Source organism: Hyphomonas sp. (assembly GCF_016125515.1).
GTDB lineage: Bacteria > Pseudomonadota > Alphaproteobacteria > Caulobacterales > Hyphomonadaceae > Hyphomonas.
Window position 1 is genome coordinate 20048 of the sequence record NZ_WGLO01000020.1, and the last position, 22281, is coordinate 42328.

At 64.0% G+C, this 22281-nt stretch carries 26 protein-coding genes; 16 read left to right on the top strand and 10 right to left on the bottom strand.

The window, feature by feature from the left end; translation table 11 throughout:
- The first annotated feature begins 5 nt into the window (after nt 1–5).
- The 6 genes from GC148_RS14405 to GC148_RS14430 all read left to right on the top strand — a co-directional run bounded on the left by GC148_RS14405 (nt 6) and on the right by GC148_RS14430 (nt 4315).
- Nucleotides 6–803 (top strand): sulfite exporter TauE/SafE family protein, encoded by a 798-nt coding sequence (locus GC148_RS14405; protein ID WP_291071799.1) that lies wholly within the window; start codon nt 6–8, stop codon nt 801–803.
- Nucleotides 804–920: 117 nt separating this feature from the next.
- Nucleotides 921–1667 carry a hypothetical protein gene (locus tag GC148_RS14410; protein WP_291071800.1) on the top strand — a complete coding sequence of 249 codons (747 nt, stop codon included), beginning with the start codon at nt 921–923 and terminating at the stop codon, nt 1665–1667.
- Nucleotides 1668–1729: 62 nt separating this feature from the next.
- A complete protein-coding gene (locus GC148_RS14415) occupies nt 1730–2290 on the top strand; it encodes a class I SAM-dependent methyltransferase (protein WP_291071802.1) in 561 nt (186 codons plus the stop codon).
- Between the two features lie 4 nt (nt 2291–2294).
- Nucleotides 2295–3113, top strand: coding sequence for a DUF3445 domain-containing protein (locus GC148_RS14420; RefSeq protein ID WP_291071804.1), 819 nt, complete (start codon nt 2295–2297; stop codon nt 3111–3113).
- 66 nt (nt 3114–3179) lie between these two features.
- Entirely contained in the window at nt 3180–3878 is a 699-nt protein-coding gene (locus tag GC148_RS14425) for a DUF533 domain-containing protein (protein WP_291071805.1), read from the top strand.
- The gene (locus GC148_RS14430; protein WP_291071807.1) at nt 3878–4315 is read left to right on the top strand and encodes an EVE domain-containing protein; all 438 of its coding nucleotides are present in this window, start codon (nt 3878–3880) and stop codon (nt 4313–4315) included. The genes GC148_RS14425 and GC148_RS14430 overlap by 1 nt, the downstream gene beginning before the upstream one ends.
- A 3-nt stretch (nt 4316–4318) precedes the next feature.
- Here the strand turns inward: GC148_RS14430 and GC148_RS14435 are convergent, their stop codons facing one another.
- From GC148_RS14435 to GC148_RS14455, 5 genes are all read right to left on the bottom strand, one after another.
- Entirely contained in the window at nt 4319–4879 is a 561-nt protein-coding gene (locus GC148_RS14435) for a RidA family protein (RefSeq protein WP_291071808.1), read from the bottom strand.
- A 27-nt stretch (nt 4880–4906) separates the two neighbouring features.
- Nucleotides 4907–6481, bottom strand: a complete 1575-nt coding sequence (locus GC148_RS14440) for an FAD-dependent oxidoreductase (RefSeq protein WP_291071810.1) — start codon at nt 6479–6481, stop codon at nt 4907–4909.
- Nucleotides 6482–6610: 129 nt separating this feature from the next.
- Nucleotides 6611–7141: an HAD family hydrolase gene (locus GC148_RS14445; RefSeq protein ID WP_291071812.1), complete on the bottom strand. Its 531-nt coding sequence runs from the start codon at nt 7139–7141 to the stop codon at nt 6611–6613.
- Between the two features lie 73 nt (nt 7142–7214).
- Nucleotides 7215–8663: a lipopolysaccharide biosynthesis protein gene (locus GC148_RS14450; protein ID WP_291071813.1), complete on the bottom strand. Its 1449-nt coding sequence runs from the start codon at nt 8661–8663 to the stop codon at nt 7215–7217.
- Nucleotides 8660–8896: a hypothetical protein gene (locus tag GC148_RS14455; protein ID WP_291071815.1), complete on the bottom strand. Its 237-nt coding sequence runs from the start codon at nt 8894–8896 to the stop codon at nt 8660–8662. Before GC148_RS14455 ends, GC148_RS14450 begins: the two co-directional genes overlap by 4 nt.
- Before the next feature lie 299 nt (nt 8897–9195).
- Here GC148_RS14455 and GC148_RS14460 point away from each other — a divergent pair, with 299 nt between their 5' ends.
- Nucleotides 9196–9471 carry a hypothetical protein gene (locus GC148_RS14460; protein WP_291071817.1) on the top strand — a complete coding sequence of 92 codons (276 nt, stop codon included), beginning with the start codon at nt 9196–9198 and terminating at the stop codon, nt 9469–9471.
- A gap of 6 nt (nt 9472–9477) precedes the next feature.
- Here the strand turns inward: GC148_RS14460 and GC148_RS14465 are convergent, their stop codons facing one another.
- A complete protein-coding gene (locus tag GC148_RS14465) occupies nt 9478–10734 on the bottom strand; it encodes a TCR/Tet family MFS transporter (protein ID WP_291071819.1) in 1257 nt (418 codons plus the stop codon).
- 97 nt (nt 10735–10831) lie between these two features.
- Between GC148_RS14465 and GC148_RS14470 the strand changes: the two genes are divergently transcribed.
- The 3 genes from GC148_RS14470 (at nt 10832) to GC148_RS14480 (ending at nt 13810) form a co-directional block, all read left to right on the top strand.
- Complete coding sequence (locus GC148_RS14470; protein ID WP_291071820.1) at nt 10832–11443, top strand: GNAT family N-acetyltransferase; 612 nt, start codon at nt 10832–10834, stop codon at nt 11441–11443.
- Between the two features lie 94 nt (nt 11444–11537).
- Nucleotides 11538–12101, top strand: coding sequence for a LemA family protein (locus tag GC148_RS14475; RefSeq protein ID WP_291071821.1), 564 nt, complete (start codon nt 11538–11540; stop codon nt 12099–12101).
- Entirely contained in the window at nt 12101–13810 is a 1710-nt protein-coding gene (locus tag GC148_RS14480; RefSeq protein WP_291071822.1) for a DUF2207 domain-containing protein, read from the top strand. Before GC148_RS14475 ends, GC148_RS14480 begins: the two co-directional genes overlap by 1 nt.
- A 37-nt stretch (nt 13811–13847) precedes the next feature.
- On the opposite strand, the gene GC148_RS14485 is transcribed toward GC148_RS14480, so the two are convergent.
- Together GC148_RS14485 and GC148_RS14490 are read right to left on the bottom strand one after the other, a co-directional pair.
- Nucleotides 13848–14618, bottom strand: coding sequence for a crotonase/enoyl-CoA hydratase family protein (locus tag GC148_RS14485; RefSeq protein ID WP_291071824.1), 771 nt, complete (start codon nt 14616–14618; stop codon nt 13848–13850).
- A gap of 151 nt (nt 14619–14769) precedes the next feature.
- Nucleotides 14770–15951 carry a VWA domain-containing protein gene (locus tag GC148_RS14490; protein ID WP_291071825.1) on the bottom strand — a complete coding sequence of 394 codons (1182 nt, stop codon included), beginning with the start codon at nt 15949–15951 and terminating at the stop codon, nt 14770–14772.
- 130 nt (nt 15952–16081) lie between these two features.
- Here GC148_RS14490 and GC148_RS14495 point away from each other — a divergent pair, with 130 nt between their 5' ends.
- From GC148_RS14495 to GC148_RS14505, 3 genes are read left to right on the top strand one after another with little or no spacing between them, the layout of a single operon-like run.
- Complete coding sequence (locus GC148_RS14495; protein WP_291071827.1) at nt 16082–16846, top strand: hypothetical protein; 765 nt, start codon at nt 16082–16084, stop codon at nt 16844–16846.
- Between the two features lie 44 nt (nt 16847–16890).
- A complete protein-coding gene (locus tag GC148_RS14500) occupies nt 16891–17643 on the top strand; it encodes a DUF2270 domain-containing protein (RefSeq protein ID WP_291071829.1) in 753 nt (250 codons plus the stop codon).
- 9 nt (nt 17644–17652) lie between these two features.
- Nucleotides 17653–18156 carry an RES family NAD+ phosphorylase gene (locus GC148_RS14505; protein WP_291071830.1) on the top strand — a complete coding sequence of 168 codons (504 nt, stop codon included), beginning with the start codon at nt 17653–17655 and terminating at the stop codon, nt 18154–18156.
- Between the two features lies 1 nt (nt 18157).
- On the opposite strand, the gene GC148_RS14510 is transcribed toward GC148_RS14505, so the two are convergent.
- Nucleotides 18158–19036, bottom strand: a complete 879-nt coding sequence (locus GC148_RS14510; RefSeq protein WP_291071832.1) for a MoxR family ATPase — start codon at nt 19034–19036, stop codon at nt 18158–18160.
- 411 nt (nt 19037–19447) lie between these two features.
- Here GC148_RS14510 and GC148_RS14515 point away from each other — a divergent pair, with 411 nt between their 5' ends.
- The 3 genes from GC148_RS14515 to GC148_RS14525 are packed head-to-tail and all read left to right on the top strand — an operon-like array spanning nt 19448 to nt 20804.
- Entirely contained in the window at nt 19448–19828 is a 381-nt protein-coding gene (locus tag GC148_RS14515) for a flagellar biosynthesis repressor FlbT (RefSeq protein ID WP_291071833.1), read from the top strand.
- Nucleotides 19828–20142, top strand: a complete 315-nt coding sequence (locus tag GC148_RS14520; RefSeq protein WP_291071835.1) for a hypothetical protein — start codon at nt 19828–19830, stop codon at nt 20140–20142. The genes GC148_RS14515 and GC148_RS14520 overlap by 1 nt, the downstream gene beginning before the upstream one ends.
- Nucleotides 20143–20153: 11 nt before the next feature.
- The gene (locus GC148_RS14525; RefSeq protein ID WP_291071836.1) at nt 20154–20804 is read left to right on the top strand and encodes a MarC family protein; all 651 of its coding nucleotides are present in this window, start codon (nt 20154–20156) and stop codon (nt 20802–20804) included.
- Between the two features lie 5 nt (nt 20805–20809).
- On the opposite strand, the gene GC148_RS14530 is transcribed toward GC148_RS14525, so the two are convergent.
- Complete coding sequence (locus GC148_RS14530; protein ID WP_291071838.1) at nt 20810–22105, bottom strand: hypothetical protein; 1296 nt, start codon at nt 22103–22105, stop codon at nt 20810–20812.
- Nucleotides 22106–22281: the final 176 nt, after the last annotated feature.

The window sequence follows — 22281 nt, forward strand, 5'->3', positions numbered from 1 at the left end:
CTTCGATGATCGAGCTGACCCTTCCGGTGATCGTGGCCGCGCTGCTGAGCGGCGCACTGGTCGGCGTGTTCCTCGGCACCTTCGGGGGCGGGGGATCGGTGCTGGCCGCGCCGCTGTTGATTTATGCCGTGGGCGTGACCGAGCCGCACCTTGCGATCGGCACGTCGGCGGCGGCGGTGGCGGCGATTGCCCTGGTCAGCCTGACGGGACACTGGCGCGAGGGCCGTGTGAAATGGCCCTGCGCGACCGTGTTTGCAGTGTCCGGATTTGTGGGTTCGCTGGCCGGCTCGACGCTGGCGCTGCGCGTGCCGGGTGACTGGCTGTTGCTGGCCTTTGCCTTTGCGATGGCGGCGATCGGCCTGTCGATGTTACGGCGGCCGCGCAGCGAAGGTAACCCCGATGTACACATTACGCCGGTGCTGATGGGCAAGATTGCGCCCACGGGACTGGCGGTGGGCGCGGCGGCGGGCTTTTTCGGCATCGGGGGCGGATTCCTGATCGTGCCCGGCCTGATGATGGCGACCGGCATGACGCTGGCGAATGCAACCGCGTCGTCTCTCGTTTCTGTAACCGTGTTCGGGGCCGCGACGGCGGCGAACTATGCCCTGCACGGACAGGTGGACCTGCGCCTGACCGGCCTGATGCTGGCGGGCGGTGCCGCGGGCGGCGGGCTCGGTATCGTGATTGCCCGGGCGCTGGCCAGCCGGGTGCGGCTCGCCCGCAGCGCGTTTGCAGCGTTGATCGTGATTGTGGCCGTCTATGTCGGATGGAAAGCCGCCCTGACGCTGGGCTGGGCCGGTTGAACGAATTGCAGCGGCACCTGCGAAAGGTTGCTAATTTCGCCGCAAAGCGCTGATATATGCCCCAAGGTGGGTTGATAGGCCGCAGCCGGACCGGCGCGGAGCCAAGGGAGAATTCTGATGAGCCTGATCTGGTGGATTCTGCCGTCGATTTCCGGCGTGCTCGGCCTGATCCTGCTCTTCGCGGGTTTTGCGAAGATGGCGGGGATGAAACCGTTCGCGGGTGTCGCCCGATTGGCCTTCGGGTCCGGCTTTCTGGGCCTCGCCGGCGTTATCGCCTTTGCCGGCCTCAACCTACAAACGTACCACCGACTTACTTTCGAACGCCCGGTCGCGACCGTTAAGTTTTCAGCTGTGCCTAACCAAACAGATACCTACCAAGCAATCGTGGAATTCCGCCAAATGGGGACCGATCCTGTAGTGTGGACAGAAGAAGACGGCAGGATGCCCGTATTTATTGGAAAGCAATGGATTATGGGTGCCCGAGTGTTGAAGATAAAACCGATGGCTAATATTTTGGGCTACGATTCTTTGTACCGGCTGGAATTCATGGCTTCGATGGACATTAGCAAATTTTCATCAGGCAAGGTGAGTAAAGCAGATTTCTTTGCGAAGAAGTTTATCGAAGAGGAACCGGGTTGGGATATCGGCAAGTGGGCGAAGGAAAATGGCGGAAAGCTCGGCGTTGTTTTGGCTGAAGACGCCAATTACGGATCGGCGACTTATAATATGATGGGTGATGGATTTGAGTACGAGGTAATGATGACTCAAACAGGACTAATTGCTCGAGCGACCCCTGAAACCACAAAAAAGATCGAACAGCTCGCATATCCGGGTTATGTGAACTCGCTTCGGGAAATTCAATGAACCCCTGGGAGCGATATGTCGTTCCGAACCTGATTTCATGTGCGTGTTCTTCACGCCCGATCATGAAACAGCGGGCGAAGGTAGTTCCGAAGGCGGAAGGTGTCGTGCTTGAACTCGGTTGCGGGTCGGGCACGAATTTCGCAATGTACGATGCCGGCAAGGTCGAGCGGCTCTACGCGCTGGAGCCCGCGCCTGGGATGGTGGTCAAGGCGCGGCGCACGGCGGGATCGCTTGGTATCGGCCGCAGCATCGACTTCCTCGAAACAGGCGCAGAGAACATTCCGCTCCCGGACAATTCAGTCGATACAGCCGTCATTACCTTTGTACTGTGCACGATTCCCGATTGGCAGGGCGCGCTGGCGGAAACCCGGCGCGTACTGAAACCCGGCGGGCGTATCCTGTTCTCCGAGCACGGCCTGGCGCCGGACGAAGGCGTCGCCAAATGGCAGCGCCGGGTGGAGCCCGTCTGGAAAGCGTTGGCGGGCGGATGCCATCTGACGCGCGACACGGTGAGCCTGCTTCACCAGGGCGGGTTCACGACCGAAGACACCGAGACGATGTACCTGCCGAACACGCCGAAGATTGCCGGCTATGTGAGCTGGGGCTCGGCGCGGCCAGCCTGAGCCTATGCGGCGGCCGCCCTACCTGCCATTCCTGAATGGACCGCTCAGCCTCGCGCCGGGCCTGAAGCCGATTCCGCCGGAGACCTGGTTGGTGCCGGATACCGAAGCGCACGTGCTGGACGAAAAGCGCGCGCTGATGCGGACGAAGCGCGATCGTGTGCATGTCGAGCGGGAAGGGAGCTCGCGCGCGGCGCAGGCGCTGGCGGCGGCCGTTCACGATGTCGCCGGGCCGGCGGCGGGCGACTGGCCCACGGCGCTGGAAGCCGCGGCGAGCACGGTGTCTGATGACTTCTGCATACTGATCAAGGACGAGGCCGGCCAGTGGCGGCTGCAGGCGGCGAATGTGTGCGCGCCGACCTTCTGGCGACTGTCCGAGACAATCGGCCAGCCGCTGGGCGGATTGCATTCGCCTGTTCCGGGCGCGAATCCGGGGCTCGTGGGTCGCATCCACCGGATGTTTGACGGAATCCAGCCGGGCACGGTGCTGGAGCGGTTCAATTGGAATGTGCAGCCTGGACCGGACAGGTTCACGCCGAACCAGGCGGAGTTCAAGGCGAAAGCCGATACGATGCCGGTCGAGGGCGCGCTGGACGCCTTGTGGCTGCGCGTGGAACGCCAGACGATTACAAAACTGCCAGAAACGGGCGCGATGGTGTTCACAATCCGCGTGGCGATTGATCCCATGCGAGCGGTGCTGGCGGACGCTGCGCACCGGGCGGCGTTCAGCGCGGCGTGGGAAGCGATCGATCCCGTGCTGGCCGAGTACAAGGGCTGGCCGCATTATGACCGGCTCGTGCGTGCGGCACTCCAGCAGGCGCGCTGACCTTTCCTGCGCGGGCCTGATCGCCTACATCCGAGGAACCCTTCCTCTTCACCCCGGAGACACGTCATGGACTTCGAGCAGATACTGGCTGACCTTCAGAAACAGGCGAAGCGCGCCGCCAAGGAATATGACCTTGAAGGCAAGATGCAGAAGGGCAAGGACCTCGGCGAGGCTGCGCTCGAGAAGCTGAAGTCGGACCGCGACACACAGATTGCAGCTGCGGGCGCCGGCGCGCTGATCGCGGCAATGCTGCTCGGCACGAAAGGCGGGCGGCGCTTCATCGGCGGTACGGTGAAGACCGGCGCGGTGGCGGGCCTCGGCGCGCTGGCCTATCACGCCTGGATGAAATCGCAGGGCAAGCGGCCGAAGGCGGACGCGGAGCCGGCGAAGCTTGGCTATGTCACCGACAAGAAAGCCGAGCCGGAATTTGCCGAAGCATTGGTGCGCACGCTGGTGGCCGCAGCCTGGGCCGACGGCGTGCTGGACGAGGCGGAGAAAGTGGTGATCGACGCGGCGCTGAAGGATGCGGGCCTCGGCGCGAAGGACCGGGCAATCCTCTCCAATGACCGGCCCGAAGCCGAGACGCTGGACAAGATCGCCGCCGGCGCGCTGAGCCCGAACCATGCGGCGCAGCTGTATACGGCGGCCTGTATCGTGACCGGCTCGGCCACCGGCAGCGAAGCGGCCTTCTTGGCGCGTCTGGCGGACCGGCTGGGCATCGCGGAAGGCCATGCCGCGGCGATCCGGAAGGAAGCGCAAGGCTGATGCAGTACTGGTTGTTCAAATCCGAACCGGACGCGTGGAGCTGGGACCACCAGGTGGCGAAAGGCGATGCAGGCGAAGTCTGGTCCGGCGTGCGCAACTACACGGCTCGCAACCATATGCGGGCGATGAAGCTGGGCGACCGGGCGTTCTTCTATCACTCGAACCAGGGCCTTGCCGTGGTCGGCGTGGTGGAAGTGTGTGCGCTGTCGGCGCCTGATCCGACGACGGACGATCCACGCTGGGACTGCGTGACGGTCAAAGCGCTTGCGCCGATGCCGAAGCCGGTGACGCTGAAAGACGTGAAGGCCAATCCCAAGCTCAAGGACATGAGCCTGGTGGCCTCTTTCCGGCTCTCGGTGCAGCCTGTGCTGCCAGCAGAGTGGAAAGAGGTCTGCCGGATGGGCGGGATGGACCCGAAGACGCTGAAGCCGGTTTAGCCGCTACTCCGCAGGCACGCGGGCGGCCTGGACTTCGATCTCCACGCGCCAGCCGGGATTGATCAGGCCGGCCACTTCCACAACGGCCCGGGCCGGCTTGTTCGGCTGTTCGGGCGTGGCGAAGAATTGCGAATAGCCCGCCATGAAGCCGGCAAAGTCGAGCCGGCCGCCAGTGTCTTCATCGGCCACGAGGTAGACGCGCATCATCGTGACATCGCTGAGCGACCAGCCGGCGGCTTCCATGCGCGTCTTGATGCTGTTGAGAACGGTGATGGTCTGAGCCTTGGTGTCGCCGAAGGCGGCGCGGCTGTTGGGATCGGCGTCGGGATCGACGACCGAAGGCACCACGCCGCTGACATAGAAGATCTCCGCTTCGGGCGGAATAACGACGCCAATGGAAATCGGGAAGTCCGAGCCCGGGATCGGGATGCGGTTGATTTCGGCAGGCGGCGCAGGCGGCGCAGGTGCCGGGGCGGGGGCGGTGTCCTCGATGCTGATGCAGGCCGTAGTCAGGGCGGCAAGGCCGAGGGCCAGGAAGGCGGTCAGTCGGGTGGCACGGGTCATGGGGTTTCCTCCTTTTGTGTTCTTGGGTCAGGCAGTCGATGCGCGGGCATAGATGCCGGCGATCGCGTGGTGGGCTGAGCGGATGGCGGCTTCCATCCAGGCGCCGAGCGGGCTGAGATGCTGGCCCGCAAAGGCGATGGGTCCGTCGCCCTCCAGAACGGCCCGGATCTCGGGCGTGTTATGGTCCGTATCCGGACTTTCGGTTGCCCAGGCACCCATGGAGTGCGGGACATGCGCCCAGTTGACGGCGACCGGACGGGCGAGCAGGCGGCCCTTGCCGGGATGGATCCGGTCCACAGAGGCGCGCGATTCTTCGAACTGCGCCTTCAGGCTCTGGGCCGCGAAGGGCTCTGCCTGGCCGGTGAAGTTGTAGCAGCCGACGAGGACGCCCTCCTTCATGTCGAACCCGTAGCTCGGATACCAGGCCATGTTGCAGCGGCTGTCGACGTTCGAGATGCCGCCATAGATGCGGTCTTCGGTTTCCCAGAAGCGGGGTGCCTGCCAGGCCACCTTGCAGGAGGCGTCGAAAACCATGTTGTTGACGGCTGCTTGTACGGGCGCCGAGAAATCGCATTTGACGGACTTCAGTACACTGAAGGGCAGCGCGCAGACCGCGTAGTCGGCGTCGACCGTGCCGGCGAGTCCATCCTTCTGGCTGTAGAGCACGCGGACACCGGTTTCGGTGCGCTTCATGTGGGTGACCTGCACGCCGTATTTGATCTCCGACTTGAGCCGACCGGCGAAGGCATAGGGGATGGCATCCATCCCGCCGACCGGGTGGAGCATGGCGGTCTGCTGATAGAGCTGGTCTCCGAAAGTGAGCTGGAAGGCCCAGTTTGGATCCTGGATCAATTCGGTCAGGGGAATGGGCTTGCGGATGGAGAAGGGTGCGCCGTGCACGGTCGGTTCGACCTCGTAGCCGAGCCGGTCCGAGCCGGTATAGGCATAGCCTTCACCCAGCGCGCCATACTGGGTGAGAAAGTCCAGCAGGCGTTCGCGGTCGAGCGCGGTCAGCTCTTCATCCAGCGCGCCCTTGTTGATCGCTTTGGCAAGGAGTTCGGAGACGCCGCCGCGCACATCGTGGCGCACCTGACGGTCTTCGAGCGGCAGGCCATTGCGCACATTCGCGCTGACATAACGCGCGTCGGCGTTGACATTGACCTGCACTTCGAGCGGCACGCCGAATTCGCGGCAATAGTCGTGCACGCCGTGATGGCAGGCTGGGATGCGGGCCGCGCCGGCATTGAAGAAATGGCCGGCATCGAACCCGACGCGCTGGGCAGGCAGGTGATCGTGGGTCATCACATCGCCGCCGCGCACGGTCCACACCCGGCCGCCCGGGCGGTGGCGGGCTTCGAGAACGGTGACGTCGAACCCAGCCTTGCGCAGTTCCCAGGCCGAGACGAGGCCCGCGATCCCGGCGCCGAGGACGACGACTTTCTTGCCCCGTCCGGCGCTGCCGGGCGGCTTGGGCGGGCCGGTATAGACACCTGCCTCAGCCACAAGGCCAAGGCCCTGCATCGCCGCCATTGCGCCGCTGATGCCGGCAATCCGGGCAAATCCGAGCACCATATCCCGGCGCGTTGATCCTGCTATGCCCATATTTTCGTCCCCCCGAAAAGGAGACGCTAACACGCCAGCGCGATGTGGCAATCACAACCGGCCGGGCAGACGGCGCCGCGGAGCGCTGCGATGCCCACGCAGGCAGGGCGCCCAGAATGGAGGCAAGGCCTAGCCCCGGTGGCCATCCTCGAAGCCGGCGAGGGTCCATTCGGCGAAATCGGCGAGGTTCCCGCCGGTGAACAGGAAGCCGGCAATGCCGGCGGCGCGCGCCGCTTCGATGTCGGCTTCCTTGTCCCCGATGAGGAAGCTCGATTCGCGTTTCACCGGGAATTCGGCCATCGCCTGCAGCAGCATGCCGGGCTTGGGTTTGCGGTCGAAACTGTCTTTCCGGTAGCGCGGGTTTTCGCCCTCTTCGTGGAAGGGGCAGTAATAGATCCGGTCAATCTTCGCGCCCGCCTCGGCAAGGCGCGCCTCCATCCAGGCATGCAGCGCGTGCATGTCGTCCTCGGTGTAGTAATTGCGGGCGATGCCCGACTGGTTGGTCACGACGAAGACAAGCCAGCCGCGCGCGTTGAACCGGGCAATCGTTTCCGGCGCGCCTTCGATGAATTCGAAATCCTCGACGCGGCTGACATAGCCCTTGTCGAGATTGATCACGCCATCGCGGTCGAGGAAGAGAGCGGGTCTATGCGGCGCCATGTGCCCCTCTTGGCTGACTCGGGCGCCGGCTGCAATGCTGGTCGCGTCGAGGAGACGCCGGGGAAAGCCGGATTCAAGCCCTCTTGCGCCGGAGAACCATCCCGATGGCCTGTTTCAGGGTGGCGGGCGAGATCATGCTGATCACCAGGCCATAGGTGGCGACACCGGCGGCGATCAGCAACGCGGCGCGGATGGCGGGATCGACGTCCAGCATCACCCTGTCACGCAGCACTAGCACGACGAAGCCCATCGCAAGAGCGCCGGCGGCGGGAAGAAGGATCGGGCGCACCTGCTGCGTCGGCGTGAAGCCGGCATATTTCTGCACGAGGTAGCCCATCATCAGCAGCGTCAGCAGTTTTTGCGCGATCAGCACGCCCATCACTGCTTCGATCTCGAAGTGCACGACGCTGAGTACACCGACCACCGTGAACAGGCAGCTGACGACGGTGATGCCGGCGGCAAGATCCGGGCGGCCGAGCGCCTTCATGAGACTGCGGTTGATGAATTCGATCATCGTGAGCGGTCCGAGGATGAGGGACAGCTGGGTCGCAGCGACGGCGGGTATCCATTGTTCACCGATGATGATCGGCAACAGCAGCGGCATCAGCACGATGGCGCCCATGAAGGCGGGCAGGGTGATGGTATTGGCCAGCTTCAGGGTCTGGTTCAGCGTCTTGTGGAGTTCGGGGCGGTTGAACTGGTCCTTCGCGAACATCGGGAAGGAGACCGAAGCGAACGGCATGATGATCGCCTGGTTGGCCTGTTCGAAGAAGCGCAAGGCCATGTTGAAAAGGCCCAGCGGGACCGCGCCCATCACGGCGCCGACGAGCGCGCTCGGCAAGGCACGCTGGACCGACATGACGAAGCCGAGAAGGTAGGCATGTCCGGAATAGTGCGCGAGCTCGCGCATCTTTTCGGGCACGTAGAGCAGGCGCGGGCGATAGCCCGACAGCCACATGAACATCACCATACGGATCACGCGCTTCGACAGTTCCATCCAGACGAGGGCCCAGACGGATTTCAGCAGGACGGCGCAGGCCAGGCCGATCAGGGCGGGTACGAGGTTGCCGACCACGTCCACATAGGTGATCTGCTTGAACGACAGGTTCCGGATGAGGAAGGAGGCTGCGGTTGCGGTGAAGGGGCCGGTCAGCAGGAGCGTCGCCGTGACCTGAAGGACCGGCACAAGTTCTTTCGTCCTGAAGAGATCGGCGATCAGCGGCGCAAAACCGATGATCAGCAGGAACGCGACAATCGCCAGTCCGCAGGAGACCGTATTGATGGTATTGATGTGTTCGTCATCGACCGTCTTGCGCTGGATGAGCGATTCCTGAAGCGGCCCATGGACCAGTGTTTCGGGGATCATGAGCACAGTGATGGCCATGCCGTAGAGGCCGAAATCGAACGGCGTAAGGATCCGCGACAGCACGACCAGCGCCGCCAGCGAAAACAGGATCGCGGCGGAATTACCCAGTGTGTTCCACGCCAGAGAGTTCACAATGGTCGGGGTTTGTTTCTTCACCAGTCGATTGCCGCTTCCTGCGCCCGGTGCATCGAGACGGGTATTGCTGTCTTGCAGAAGAACAGGCTGTCGCGCTGTTGCCGGGCGGACAGGCCCATACATACAGCCGGTTCAGGCGTCCGCCACGGATTGATGCAGGTGGAGGCGGAATCTGCGAAAATTAGGTGTAATCTGTTCATCTTGCTCGGTTTTTGACCGTTGGAACCTTGGGCAGACGGTGTGGCGAAGGTCATGCTGGAAGTCCTGATCGCTGTCGTCCGGCCCATATCAGCCGCGGAGTTCGCAAGATTCATACCTTTAGCATGTGGGGTGGAAGCGGGTGAGGCCACGTTGTTTATCGGGATTCGTGCGGGCGATCTGTGCTCGCCTACACGGGCTGTGCCATTCGGAGACAGGGCCTGCGCCTGGCGAAAGAGCCGGGTGCATATTTCGCCGCGGGGGCGAAGGGGGTGGACCTGTCCGGGAGCCTGGGTCAGGCTGTTTCTGCAAGGGGTTGCAAACGTCCCGAACGGAACAATCTGGGGGAGTAAAGATGGATCAATTCATTCCGCTGGTCGTCAGCGCGCTGGGCGGCACCATGATCGGACCTATCCTCGCACGGCTGTTGGGCGGCGGCGGAACCGGGGGCGTGCTTGGCGGCCTGCTGGGCGGTGTGGCAGCGCATTTCGGCGCGGCGCAGCTCGGGCTCGGTGATACGCTGCTCGGCGCGACACCGTTGATGGCGCACCTGCAGAATTTCCTCGAAGGCGGTATCGGCGGCGGTGTGCTGGGCCTGGCGCTCAGCCTGGTGATGAAGCCAAAAGCCTGACCTGCGTCAGGCAGCGTCAGCGGCGGCAAGCGCCGCGCTGTTGGCTTTCACGCCCCGGAAGAACGGGATCAGCACAAGCGCCGTGATGGCCGAGGCGAGCAGGAAGGCTGCGCCGGGAAACTGGATCGACGACCCTGCGTGGGTGGCGAAATAGAGCACCGCGTTCATTGTCAGCGGACCAAAAATCATCGCCAGCGCATTCAGGCTGGCCGTAGCGCCTTGCAGTTCGCCTTGGGCGTTGCGGGGCGTAACGGTCGACATCAGCGAGTTGATCGCCGGCGTTGCAACACCGCCGAGCGCGTTGAACGGAATGATCAGGAGCGCCATCCAAGGTGTGAACGCGAACGCATAGGCGGCCATGGTGACGACATGGGTGCACAGGCCGAACGTAGCCGTCCGCACGGGCCCGAAGCGTTTGATCATCGGGCCCATCATCAAGGCCTGAACGAGCGAGGCGCCGAGGCCCACAAGACCGAGCGACAGGCCGATCTCGCGGGGTGTCCAATCGTAGCGGATCTCGCCATGGATCGCCCATGTGGCCGGGAATACGGTGTGCGCAAAGAAATAGGCGCCGCCGGCGATCAGCAACCAGCTGACCTGCGGCAGTTTCGAGAAGTGGCGTGCGGCGCCGAACGGGTTGGCGCGGGCGAGCTGGATGGGCCGGCGGTTTTCCGGGGCGAGCGATTCCGGCAGCACCAGCAGGCCGTAAAGGAAGTTCACCCCGGCGAGCGCCGCCGCAACGAAGAAGGGCATGCGCGGGTCGACTTCGCCCAGTAGCCCGCCGAGTACGGGGCCGAACACGAACCCGAAGCCGAACGCGGCGCCGATCTTGCCGAACGCCTTGGCGCGGTCCTTCGGCTCGGTTGTATCGGCGATGTAGGCGTTCGCTGTCGCGACGGTCGCGCCCCCGATGCCGGACAGGGCCCGCCCGAGGAAGAGGATGGCGAGCGTGGTCGACAGGCCCATGATCAGGAAATCGAGGCTCAGCATGGCGATCGAGCCGAGCAGCACGGGGCGGCGGCCGAACCGGTCCGACAGGGCCCCGAGCACCGGGCCGGCGAAGAAGTTGAACAGGGCGTAGGTGCCTGCCAGCGCTCCGATCCACAGCGTCGCGTTCTCGGGCGGTACGCCGGCGAGGTCCTGGATCAGAGTCGGGATCACCGGAATGATCAGGCCGAAGGCCATCATGTCGAGGGCCACCGTGACGATGACGAAGAAGAAAGCGTTCTTGCCGTGCGGCCGGGCGGAGTCTGAAGTCATCATCGTGTGCACCCTTTGATGCACCGGGCGCCGGGTCAATCTTGGAAATTCATTTCGGCAGGGATTGCCTGACATCGCGTCAGGCGTGGAGGGTGGATGGATGGCCGACACACTGCCCCTCACGCGCACACCCGCGTCGCCCGAAGCCGCTGAGGCGATCCGCGCGGCGGTGCGCGCTGCCACGCAGATGGGCGACTCGCGGCTTGCGCGGCCGGAGGATGCGCGCGCGCTGCTGGCCCTTCTTTCCGATCCGGCCGTGCACGCGCCGATCTACACACTGCCCCGCCCGCTGACGCAGGAAACGGTGGCGATGTTCATCGACACGCACCTGGCCGAACGCGAGGCGGGCATTGGTCTGCTGTTTGTCCGCGAGGGCGAGGATGGGCGGGTGATGGGCTATTCCGACGTGCAGGTCTGGCCACAATGGGCGGCCGGCGAACTCGGCGGCGCGTTGCATCCCTCATTGCACGGCAAGGGCACCGGCGGGCGCGGGGCGGCGGCAAGCTTTGCCTGGATGTTCACGGCGCTGAAGCTGGACCTTCTCTGCGAGACGGCGGCGCTCACCAATGTGCCCACCCAGCGCCTGCTGGACGGCCTGGGCTTCCGGCGGATGGGGGAGGTGACCAGCGTGCGTCCGGATGGCTCGACGCGCGCCAGCCTTGTCTGGGAAATGACACGCGCGGAATGGGCGGCGCGTCATGGATTTGACTGACTGCGAGGCGCCCCGCGTCCCCCGTGTCCGGATATGCCTTAACAGACTGGCGCCGGGCAGGTTAGACTGAGGCGGTTCTCAGGAGGGACGCATCATGCTGACTTACCTTTTCTTCGGCGGACTCGCGCTGGTGCTGGTCGGCGTGATCCTGACCTACAACACGCTTGTCCAGAAAGCGCAGATGGCCCGCAATGGCTGGTCGGATATCGACGTGCAGCTCAAGCGGCGCGCCACCCTGATCCCCCAGCTTGTGAGCACCGTGCAGGGCTATGCCGCGCATGAGCGCCAGCTGTTCGCCGATGTGGCGGAGAAGCGCGCGCAGGCCATGGCGGCCGGTGACGATCCGGCGAGCCGGGCACAAGCGGAGAGCGCACTGTCGCAGCCGGTTGCCCGGATGATGGCCCTTGCCGAGGATTATCCGGAGCTGAAGGCCAGCGGGAACTTCGCGGATCTGCAGAAGGAACTCTCCGACACTGAAACGAAAATCGAGATGGCGCGGCGCTTCTATAACGGCGCGGTGCGCGAGCTGAACACGGCGGTGCAGACCTTCCCGGCAAACCTGTTTGCGGGTCTGTTCGGGTTCCGCGAGCGGGCGTATTTCGAGATCGAGATCGCCGACCGGGCCGTTCCGCAAGTTGATCTCGGCGGGAAGCGTTGATGCTGCGCGCAATCTTTGCGGCGCTTGCCGCCTGCTTACTGGCGTTCAGTGCGGTCGCCGAAGAGAAGGTCAACCGGTTTGATGTCGGCATCACCGTGCAGGCAGACGGCGATATCCTGGTTTCCGAAACCATCACCGTCTTCTCCGAAGGCGATGTGATCCGGCGCGGCATTTTCCGCGATCTGCCGCGCTTCTATGCCGACGATGCACACGAGGGCGACAAGCTTCCGTACCAGTACAATGTCCGGCGCGTGATGCGTGACGGCAACCGCGAGCCCTATGAGACAGAGACGGACGGCAACGCCTTCCGTATCCGGATCGGAGATCCGGACGTCTTCATCACCTATGGCGAACACACTTACGAGATCCAGTACGAGGTGAAGAACCAGATCCGGTATTTCGGGGATCATGACGAACTCTACTGGAACGTGACCGGCAATTACTGGCTGTTGCCGATCGACGCCGCCTCTGTGCGCATCACGCTGCCGGAGGGCGCGCGGGTGACCAGCCAGTCCGGATACACAGGCGGCTTCGGCGAAGCCGGCAGCGACTATGTGTTCCGCGAAACGGATGGCGCCTATGAATTCGAGGCGACGCGCCCTCTCGGCCTGCGCGAAGGGCTGACCGTGTCGCTGAGCCTTGCGAAGGGCGCGATCAAGCCGCCTTCGCTGGGCGACAAGGGCATGCTCTGGTGGTTCCGGCACGGCGCGCTGGCCGCGTTGCTGGTCAGCTTCCTCGGCGTGCTGGGATTCCTGTTCAGCAGTTTCCAGCGCGTCGGACAGGACCCGCCGAAGCCGCCGGTGTTCCCGCGCTATGAGCCGCCAGCCGGGTATTCACCGGCCGCTGCGCATCACATCTACTATCGGGGCTTCAAGGGCCACACGGCGCTTGTGTCGACCCTTATGAACATGGGTGTGAAAGGCCTGGTCGACATTGACGCGTCAGACAAAAAGGCGACTGTCCTGACGCGGAAGAGCGCTGACAAGGCCGTGCTAACCCGCGAAGACGCCGCACTGGAGACCAGCCTGTTTGCGGGAAGTCCATCGCTGACACTCGGCAAGAAATACAATGCAGAATTCACCGCAGCCTATCTCGCGTTCCAGAAGGCGGTCGCGAAGACCTACGGGAAGGACTATTTCCGCTGGAATATCGGCTACACGCTGGCGGCCCTTGTGCTGACCGTTCTGGCGATCATCTTTGCCGTTTCGCAGGCCGTGAACTGGACGATGTGGCATACGCTGGTCGTGCTCGCCTTTGCAGCGATCAACGGCCTCTTCATGTACCTGATGCCCGCGCCGACACCCAAGGGTCAGGACATCCGCTCCGAAATTTCCGGCTTCCGCCTGTATCTCGAGACGGCAGAAAAACTCCAGATGAACGCGGTGCAGGCAGGTAGCGGCGCGCCGCCGCCGATGAGCGTTGAGCGCTATGAAGCCTTCCTGCCTTATGCGATGGCGCTCGACGTGGAAAAGCCCTGGACGAAGTATTTCGAGAAACAGCTGCCCGAGGTCGCGGAACATTACAGCCCCGCCTGGGGGCATTTCGGGGATCGTTCGTTCCGCAACATTGGCGGAATGAATGAGGCGATCCTGTCGAGCATGAATACGGGCGTCAGCAGCTCGCTGCCACAGAGCTCCAGTTCGTCGGGCAGTGGCGGTGGCGGTTTCTCCGGCGGGGGAGGTGGCGGCGCCGGGGGTGGCGGCTGGTAGTCAGCGTGTGTCCGGGCGCGATCCGTGCCCGGAGGGCCTAGAACTTGCCGTGCCGGCCGGTGCCCTCGGCGAATCGCGCGGCACCTTCGCGGGCACTTCCGGCCTTCAGCACGTCGAGACCGCCGGCGAATTCGGCGGCGAGGGCATCCTCTTCCGGCAGGCTCCACTGGTTCAAGGCGGAGGTGCGGTCCTTGCGCAGGCAGAGCTGCGGGAAGGCGGCAATGTCGTTAGCGAGCTGAAACGCCCTGGGCAGGGCCGTATCGTCCGGGGTCAGATAATTGGCGAGACCGATGGCATGGGCTTCGTCAGGGCCGACTTCGCGTCCTGTCAGGATCATGTCCATCGCGCGCGAGGCTCCGATGAGGCGCGGCAGGCGCACCGTGCCGCCATCGATCAGCGGCACACCGAACCGGCGGCAGAAGACACCGAAGCGTGCAGACGGCGAAGCGACACGCAGGTCGCACCAGAGCGCAAGCTCCAGTCCCCCGGCGACGGCATATCCGTCAACGGCCGCGATGACGGGCTTGGAAAGCTGCAGGCGGGACGGGCCCATCGGGCCGAGACCGCCGCTTGTGCGCGTGGGGTTTCCCTTGCCGGTCGCGACGGCTTTCAGGTCTGCGCCCGCGCAGAAATTTCCGCCCGCGCCGGTGAGGATGGCGACCAACAGGGACTCGTCGGCGTCAAAGGCCTTGAAGGCCTCGTACAAGGCGAGCGCGGTATCATGATCGACCGCATTGCGCGCCTGCGGACGATTGATCGTGACGATGAGGACGGGGCCTTCGGAGGCGGCGAGGATCAGATCGGTCATGTTGGTGTTCCGCTGCAACAGCCCCCTCCGCCTTACGTTTGCAGCGCGATCCACCTCCGTCGCTTTGCAGGGGAGGATGATGGCGCGTTCAGACGCAAACTTGTGTGGCCCCTCGAAGGGGGGCGGCCCGCAGGGCCGGAGGGGGGAGGGGCTACCTTGAAAGTTCCTTCATCGCTTCGTCCAGTCCGCCGAGCGTCAGCTCGAACATGCGGTGCTGGCCAATCAGCTCACGGATGAGTTTGATCGATCCGGTGTATTCCCAGGCGCCTTCCTTGGTCGGGTTCAGCCAGACAAAGTGAGGGTAGCGCTCGACGAAACGCTGGATCCAGATGCCGCCGGCTTCCTCGTTCCAGTGCTCGACCGAGCCGCCGGCATAGGTGATTTCGTAAGGGCTCATCGTCGCGTCGCCGACGACGATTACCTTGTAGTCCGACGGATACTTGTTCAGCACGTCCCAGGTCGGGATACGGTTGTTCATCCGGCGGCGGTTGTCCTTCCATAGGCCCTCATAGGGGCAGTTGTGGAAGTAGTAGTATTCTAGGTTCTTGATCTCGGACTTGGCCGCGGAGAACAGTTCCTCCATGATCCGCACATAGGGGTCCATCGAGCCGCCGACATCCAGCAGCAGCAGCACGGACACCGTATTGCGCTTCTCGGCACGCATCTCGATGTCGAGATAGCCCTTGCGGGCGGTGTTGCGGATCGTCTTGTCAAGGTCGAGCTCGTCCTGCGCGCCCTTGCGGGCCCATTTGCGCAGGCGCTTCATGGCGATCTTGATGTTCCGTGTACCGAGTTCGACCTTGTCGTCGTAATTCTTGAACTCGCGCTTGTCCCACACCTTCACGGCGCGGCGGTGACGGGATTTCTCCTGGCCGATGCGCACGCCTTCGGGATTGTAGCCATTGGCGCCGAAGGGCGAGGTGCCGCCGGTGCCGATCATCTTGTTGCCACCCTCGTGGCGCTTCTTCTGTTCCTCAAGGCGCTGCTTCAGCGTTTCCATGAGTTTCTCAAAGCCGCCCATGGCCTCGATCTCGGCCATCTCTTCCGGGGTGAGGAATTTCTCGCTCATCTTGCGCAGCCATTCCTCGGGGAGGTCCTGCACATTGACAGCGTCGGCGAGCGTATCGAGCCCCTTGAAGACATGCCCGAACACGCGGTCGAACTTGTCGATGTTGCGCTCGTCCTTTACCAGCGCGGCGCGGGCGAGGTAGTAGAAATCCTCCACCTCCATGCCGATGACCTGCTTGTCCATCGCCTCCATGAGGGTCAGGTATTCCTTCAGCGTCACCGGGACTTTCGCTTCGCGCAGTTCGTTGAAGAAGTTGAGGAACATCAGGGGTATCCGTTGTGGCCGTACCGTTTCGGAATTGAAGATAACCCGGCTATGGGTCTGTGTCCAAGCTGACGCAGCGAAAACTGGCCAGTCATCCTGCATTCACCGGTCGGCGGCTAAGGCAGGCGGCATGAAATGGGCTGGATTCCTCATCCTTGCGGCGGGCCTCTGGGCGGCGCCTGCGCTGGCAAAACCGGCCAATGTGGACGCTTTGGTATGCGCGCCGGCTGATGAAGCCTCCTGTATGCTGGATGCGGCCTGGACGGCGGCGCTGCTGCTGCCGCCAGAGAAACTGGACCGGGTGAAACCCCTCTTTGCGCCGCTGGTGGCGACCCTGCCTGGCGCTGCGCAGACGCGCTGGACACAGCGGATCGGTGATGCCGGCCCCGAAAAGCCATCGCCGGACTATCTGCGCCGGACGGCCGAAACAGCGATCCGACAGATTGGATGGGACGGCTTTATCGAGCGCGCCCGCAGCGGTGCGGCGCCGCTCCATATGGGCCGGCCTGAAATCATGGCCGCTGCGATCGATCTCGCGCCGGACGCCGCGAAACGCGCGCAGCTGATCGAGTTGATGTTTTCCCTCGCCGGTCCCTCGAAGCCGGGCCGTATCAGTGGGTTCAGCGATGACGATTTCGAGCGCGCCGATTTCGGCCATGTGCTTGCCGAGCGGATGATGCGCGACTGCCGCCTTTCCCAGTTCGACCGTGCAGTGGCCCTGACCAATGCGCCGGACGCGCTGCGCTACAGATTGTGGCGGGCACGCATCACCGGCGGGGCCGGCGCGCTGGCGCCGGATATCCGCGAGGGCGATGGCACGGAGGATACCCGCCATGTTCGCCAGGTGCTGGAAGGCTATGGCCCGATGCTGACGCTCGGATATTGCGAGAAATAGGCGCCAGACCTTTCCCCGAACGCCTGATTGAGTCATAGCGGGGCATGGACACGCTGGACGAAACCGAGGCGGATCAGACCGTCATTCCCGGCGAGGGCATCTGCGGTTCTTCCGAGGTGACCGCGCTGTCGCACCTCTACCGGGCCGAAGTCTACCGCTCGACCGTCTGGCGCCAACGCCTCGACCAGACGACCAACTGGGCCGTCATCTCCACCGGCATCGGCCTGTCAGTGTCTTTCGCCAGTGAGCGCGCTTCGCCGTTTCCGATTGTTCTGGTCGGCCTTCTCTGCGTTGTGTTCCTGATGCTGGAAGCGCGTCGTTACCGCTTCTTCTATGTCTGGCGCTTCCGCGCCCGCGTGCTGGAAATCGCCTTCATGGTGCCGATCCTGCGCGGGGAGGGGGCGAGGATCCGGCTCGACCGGGGCACGGCCCTGTCTGACGACTACGAAAAGCCGGAATACCGCATATCGCTGATCCGCTGCGTCGGGCGCCGGCTGCGGCGCAATTACGGCTACATCTTCGCCATTCTCGGCGCCGCCTATTTTGCCAAGATCGCCATTCACCCGGTCGATGTCACATCGTGGGAACACTTCATGCGCCGCGCGCATATCGGGCCGATCCCGGGCTGGCTGTCGATCGCGGCCGGGCTCAGCTTCCATGCAGGTTGGGGTTTCATCGCCTGGAAAACCTGGTGGGACGAACGCTCCGACAAGACTAAGATGGCCGACTTCCTGAAAAGCCGCGAAGACGTCAACTACGCCCGCGTCGCCAGCGCGCAGGATGCGGCGGGGGGCTAGCGCCGCTTCATGTCGCCCATACTGCCCTCGATCAGCGGCAGATTCTATCGCATCGTCACTGCGGGAAATGCTGCTGCACCTCTTGTGGGCGCCGTTACACCAGAAGGCCGCTTTCACCACGGTGGCCAAGCGGCGCTTTACGTGTCTTCCAGCCCCGCTTGGGCGTTCAAGGCGGTGGAAGCCTATCTGAAGCCCGGTGACCCGCCGCGCCTGATCTTTTCGCTCGGTATCGAGCCGGCGCGCGTGGTCGACCTTCGCGATCTACAACTCTGCGCTCAACTCGGCATCGACCCCACTCACGCGGCAATTCCATGGCTACCCCAGCGTGCACAGGGTCTTCCCGCAAGCACCTGGCGCGCATCGGATGCCGCGCGCGAAAGCGGCGCAGACGGCATGATCTACACGGCGCGTTCAGCGCCGGAGCGGTGGCATCTGGTCTTGTTTCGATGGAACGAACCGGGCGCGCCGGTCGTCTCGGTCGCAGGTGCGCCCGAGACCTTGATCCCGCAATAGCTCAGCCCGCAGGTCCCCGGCGTCCGCCTGAGCCGCCGCCATCAGTGCGGCGGGAGAGGAAGGCGAGGCGCTCGAAGAGGGCCACGTCCTGCTCGTTCTTCAGCAGCGCGCCATGCAGCGGTGGCGTCAGGCGGTCGGGGTCCTTCTCGCGCATCGTCTCGAGGTCGATATCCTCGTTCATGAGAAGCTTCAGCCAGTCGAGCAGCTCGCTCGTGGACGGCTTCTTCTTCACACCCGGCAGTTCGCGCATGGCGTAGAAGGTGGAGAGCGCATCGCCGACCAGCTTCTTCTTGATGTCGGGGAAGTGGACATCGATGATGGCGCGCATCGTCGGTTCGTCCGGGAACTTGATGAAGTGGAAGAAGCAGCGGCGCAGGAAGGCGTCCGGCAGTTCCTTCTCGTTGTTCGAGGTGATGATCACGATCGGGCGGACCTTGGCCTTCACCGTCTCGTTGGTCTCGTAGACAAAGAACTCCATCCGGTCGAGTTCCTGCAGGAGGTCGTTCGGGAACTCGATGTCGGCCTTGTCGATCTCGTCGATCAGCAACACGGGGCGCTTCTTGGAGGTGAAGGCCTCCCACAGCTTGCCCTTCTTGATGTAGTTCTTGACGTCCTTGGCGCGCTCTTCGCCCATCTGGCCGTCGCGCAGGCGCGAAACCGCATCATACTCGTAGAGGCCCTGAGCCGCCTTGGTGGTCGATTTGATATGCCACTCGATGAGGTCGAGGCCGAGCGACTTGGCGACTTCCACCGCCAGCACGGTCTTGCCGGTGCCGGGCTCGCCCTTGATCAGCAGCGGGCGCTCCAGCGCGATGGCCGCGTTGACCGCGACCCGCAGGTCATCGGTTGCCACATAATTGGTCGTGCCTTCGAAGCGCATCGGCCCTCATTCCTCTCGATTTCTTACTTCGGCACCATAAGGCACGCCCGCTGCCGGGCAAGCGCTGACCTGAAGTAAACCGCTGCAACGCAACATCGAATTCACTTAAGGGAAGGGCCTGGTCGTGGTATACGGATGAGGCCATGCGCCGCGCCACAGAGGCTCAAGCTTCAGACACGCGCCGCACTTTGCCTGATTGATCCGGCTTCCTGTCGGGGCGCCCGGGATTGTGCAGGACTTATGATCCAACGCCCTCCTGAGACGGGCGCATGGCAGCCTCCAGACCTCGCGGATTCCGGACCCCGGAAAAGGTTCCCGCTCCGGAGCCACGTGTGGGTAAATCCTTGGCAATCAAGCGTTAACGCCTGTGTGCAATTTTGGGTCAGTCCGCAGGACGAGGTTTAGCGCAGTATGCCACTCAAACTCTCCCTCAAGCCCGGTGAAACCTTCGTGGTGAACGGGGCAGTTGTCCGCAACGGCGACCGGCGCGGCGTGCTCCTTCTGGAGACGCAGGCCCGCGTCCTGCGGGAGAAGGACATCCTGCGCCCCGCCGATGCTGCGACGCCCGCCACGCGGGCCTATTTCGCGGTGATGCAGATGTACCTGCTCGGCGAAGTCGATGGTCCGCTCTATACCCAGACGGCCGATGCGCTGGCCGGCCTGCTCGCCGAGATGCCCGACGCGCACGATGACGTGCTGCAGATCTCGGCCGATGTGGTGGCCGGAGACCTCTACCGCGCGCTCAGCCGCTGCCGCAAGCTGATGCCTGCGGCGCCGGCGGAGGATGCTTGATGGCCGAAGGCAATACCCTGCGCGCGACCCTGAAACTCGACACCGTTCCGGCCGTCAGCGTCGATGAGGCCATCCGGCTCATCGAAGCCGGGAAGGGCGAAGGCCTGCGCGTTGATCTTGGCGGTGGGCGCTTTGCCTCGGCCGATACGCCGCGCGGCACGGACGGCCTGCTGCAGCGCCTGCGTGGCCACAAGATGCTGACTGCGCTGTCCCAGGAAGGCGCAGACCTCTCCCGCCTTAAGCCGCCCGCCACGGAAGTGGTCGTTGCGCCGGCGGTGCGGGAAATTCTGGACGCCGCGACGCGGAAGCCTTAAGCGCCCCGCGCATGACCCCTGAACTCATTTCACTCTTCACCGCGGCCTTCGTCACGTTCTTCGTGCTGATCGATGCGCCGGGCGTGGCGCCGATTTTCGCAACGCTGACCGCGAACGGCACGCCGGCCTATCGCCGGAAGATGGCCTACAAGTCGGTTTTCGTGGCCTCGCTGATCATGCTGTTCTTCGCGTTCGGCGGCGCCTGGCTGCTCGAGGCGATGCACATCTCCATCGACGCGTTCCGCATGGCGGGCGGCGCGCTCCTGTTCCTTATCGCGCTGGACATGGTGTTCGAGAAGCGTACCGAACGGCGCGAGCACCGGGCCGAGGAGGTGCTGGAAGAGCACAAGAACGATCCGGAGCCGGATGACATTTCAGTCTTCCCGATGGGCATCCCCATGATTGCCGGGCCGGGCTCGATCGCGACCGCCATGTTCTACATGTCCGATACGCCGGATTGGCAGTCGCAGGCGGCGGTGCTGGCGGCCATCGGGCTCAACCTGCTGATCACGCTGGTCGTGTTCCTGCTGGCCGGGCCGATCGTGCGACTGATCGGGGCGAGCGTGGCAGGGGCGCTGACGCGTATCCTCGGCGTCATCCTGGCGGCCCTGTCGGCCCAGCTGCTGATTGACGGGATCCGCGGCGCGTTCGGCCTCGTCTGAGGCGATCAGGTACCGATAGGCTCTGCCTTGGCCGGGCGGCGGGGGAAGTAGATCCGCAGCGTCGACAGCGCGACCCAGAACAGCAGCATGCCAGCCGCCGTCAGGCTCATGATCTCCAGCACCATCGACCCGTCCCAGCGCACGCCGGCATCGGCCACGCGCAGCGCGTCATGGCCGCGTTCCTTGACCAGCGCCACGGCCTGCATGCCCCCCGCTTCGGCGAGCATCCGCGCGCGGCGCAGGTCGGTGCCATCCTCAACGACGGACAGCAGGGTCAGGGTGGCTGAAGGACTCGTCAGTGCGGCGATCTTGTCGATCTGCTCGAGGTCTCCCTCCAGCCGGGCCAGGCCTGCCGGATCGATCGACTGCTCGAACGCTGCCAGCACGCGCGCGCCGCGCACCTCTGTCGTGGCGAGGTCCTGATTGGCAGCTTCGAGCGCCGGGTTGAGCACGGACATTGGCACGGCGGCATCGGTCAGATTGTCGAGATATTCCGTGAACTGTGGGGTCAGGCGTTTGGAACGGCTGGCCGACTTCACGATTGAGACGGCGCGGATATGTGCGTCCGAAAGGCCGTCGCTGATGCCTTGCTGCACCAGGCCAATGCCGGTCAGCTTGAACACGATGGCATCCGACCAGTCGCCGCCGGTCCAGCGCTGGGACATGCCCGCGAGGTCGCCATAGCTGCCGAGCAGCTTGAAGCGCCAATCGAGTTCCGACCGGCCGCCCGCCTGCAGGACTTCGCCGACTTCCTCGCCTTTGGCCACCGGCTCTGCGGGCGCGCCGGCCGTTTCGGATGCCTCGGGCGCCGGGGGCTCGGCGACGGGTTCGAGCTGGGGCTGCGACATGCCGATCTGGTATTCGATGGACCGTGCCACGCTTTCGGGCACTTTCTGCAGCGCGGCTCGGATGGTGCGCTCCTCGGCCGTGCCCTTCGATTCCGCTTCGGCGCGGGCGCGCACCTGCTTGCCGAGATCATTGCCCAGCATCGCCGGCGCCGCGAGCAAGTAGCCACGCAGGGCGTCGACGTCCTTGTCTTCGAGTGATTGCTGCACCTTGTCCTGCCAGAAGGGCAGCTTGCGGTCATTGTCGCTCGGGCCCAGCGCTCTCAGCTCGTCGCTCATGCGCTCGCTGGTCTGCATGATCGCGTCGACATTCGGCTGCTCGGCCACGCCGACGCCGGTATAGGCCTTCTTCACGGTATTGGAGGCGATCACCGGCAGGAGGATCAACAACGAATTGAACATCACCGCCAGCATCCAGCCAGCCTGCTTGGTGGGTTGTTTCCGTTGTTTGGCCATCTGGGCAGGAAAACCGTGGGAAATGCAGCAGGGGCGGGGCGTTGTTCATAGAGACTGCCGGGGTCCCAAAGATCAAGTGCCGGTCTGCAACTTGCACTGCGCGCCGCAGTCGAACTGCGCCAAAAGCTCGAAAGTTGACGGGAATTGTCGTAAATTTGACTTAAGGGCTTGATATT

Bases quoted from the DNA above. Each gene is read 5' to 3' on its own strand.
- GC148_RS14405 (WP_291071799.1), top strand. From the start codon at position 6: ATGATCGAGCTGACCCTTCCGGTGATCGTGGCCGCGCTGCTGAGCGGC.
- GC148_RS14410 (WP_291071800.1), top strand. From the start codon at position 921: ATGAGCCTGATCTGGTGGATTCTGCCGTCGATTTCCGGCGTGCTCGGC.
- GC148_RS14415 (WP_291071802.1), top strand. From the start codon at position 1,730: ATGAAACAGCGGGCGAAGGTAGTTCCGAAGGCGGAAGGTGTCGTGCTT.
- GC148_RS14420 (WP_291071804.1), top strand. From the start codon at position 2,295: ATGCGGCGGCCGCCCTACCTGCCATTCCTGAATGGACCGCTCAGCCTC.
- GC148_RS14425 (WP_291071805.1), top strand. From the start codon at position 3,180: ATGGACTTCGAGCAGATACTGGCTGACCTTCAGAAACAGGCGAAGCGC.
- GC148_RS14430 (WP_291071807.1), top strand. From the start codon at position 3,878: ATGCAGTACTGGTTGTTCAAATCCGAACCGGACGCGTGGAGCTGGGAC.
- GC148_RS14435 (WP_291071808.1), bottom strand. From the start codon at position 4,879: ATGACCCGTGCCACCCGACTGACCGCCTTCCTGGCCCTCGGCCTTGCC.
- GC148_RS14440 (WP_291071810.1), bottom strand. From the start codon at position 6,481: ATGGGCATAGCAGGATCAACGCGCCGGGATATGGTGCTCGGATTTGCC.
- GC148_RS14445 (WP_291071812.1), bottom strand. From the start codon at position 7,141: ATGGCGCCGCATAGACCCGCTCTCTTCCTCGACCGCGATGGCGTGATC.
- GC148_RS14455 (WP_291071815.1), bottom strand. From the start codon at position 8,896: ATGACCTTCGCCACACCGTCTGCCCAAGGTTCCAACGGTCAAAAACCG.
- GC148_RS14460 (WP_291071817.1), top strand. From the start codon at position 9,196: ATGGATCAATTCATTCCGCTGGTCGTCAGCGCGCTGGGCGGCACCATG.
- GC148_RS14465 (WP_291071819.1), bottom strand. From the start codon at position 10,734: ATGATGACTTCAGACTCCGCCCGGCCGCACGGCAAGAACGCTTTCTTC.
- GC148_RS14470 (WP_291071820.1), top strand. From the start codon at position 10,832: ATGGCCGACACACTGCCCCTCACGCGCACACCCGCGTCGCCCGAAGCC.
- GC148_RS14475 (WP_291071821.1), top strand. From the start codon at position 11,538: ATGCTGACTTACCTTTTCTTCGGCGGACTCGCGCTGGTGCTGGTCGGC.
- GC148_RS14480 (WP_291071822.1), top strand. From the start codon at position 12,101: ATGCTGCGCGCAATCTTTGCGGCGCTTGCCGCCTGCTTACTGGCGTTC.
- GC148_RS14485 (WP_291071824.1), bottom strand. From the start codon at position 14,618: ATGACCGATCTGATCCTCGCCGCCTCCGAAGGCCCCGTCCTCATCGTC.
- GC148_RS14490 (WP_291071825.1), bottom strand. From the start codon at position 15,951: ATGTTCCTCAACTTCTTCAACGAACTGCGCGAAGCGAAAGTCCCGGTG.
- GC148_RS14495 (WP_291071827.1), top strand. From the start codon at position 16,082: ATGAAATGGGCTGGATTCCTCATCCTTGCGGCGGGCCTCTGGGCGGCG.
- GC148_RS14500 (WP_291071829.1), top strand. From the start codon at position 16,891: ATGGACACGCTGGACGAAACCGAGGCGGATCAGACCGTCATTCCCGGC.
- GC148_RS14505 (WP_291071830.1), top strand. From the start codon at position 17,653: ATGTCGCCCATACTGCCCTCGATCAGCGGCAGATTCTATCGCATCGTC.
- GC148_RS14510 (WP_291071832.1), bottom strand. From the start codon at position 19,036: ATGCGCTTCGAAGGCACGACCAATTATGTGGCAACCGATGACCTGCGG.
- GC148_RS14515 (WP_291071833.1), top strand. From the start codon at position 19,448: ATGCCACTCAAACTCTCCCTCAAGCCCGGTGAAACCTTCGTGGTGAAC.
- GC148_RS14520 (WP_291071835.1), top strand. From the start codon at position 19,828: ATGGCCGAAGGCAATACCCTGCGCGCGACCCTGAAACTCGACACCGTT.
- GC148_RS14525 (WP_291071836.1), top strand. From the start codon at position 20,154: ATGACCCCTGAACTCATTTCACTCTTCACCGCGGCCTTCGTCACGTTC.
- GC148_RS14530 (WP_291071838.1), bottom strand. From the start codon at position 22,105: ATGGCCAAACAACGGAAACAACCCACCAAGCAGGCTGGCTGGATGCTG.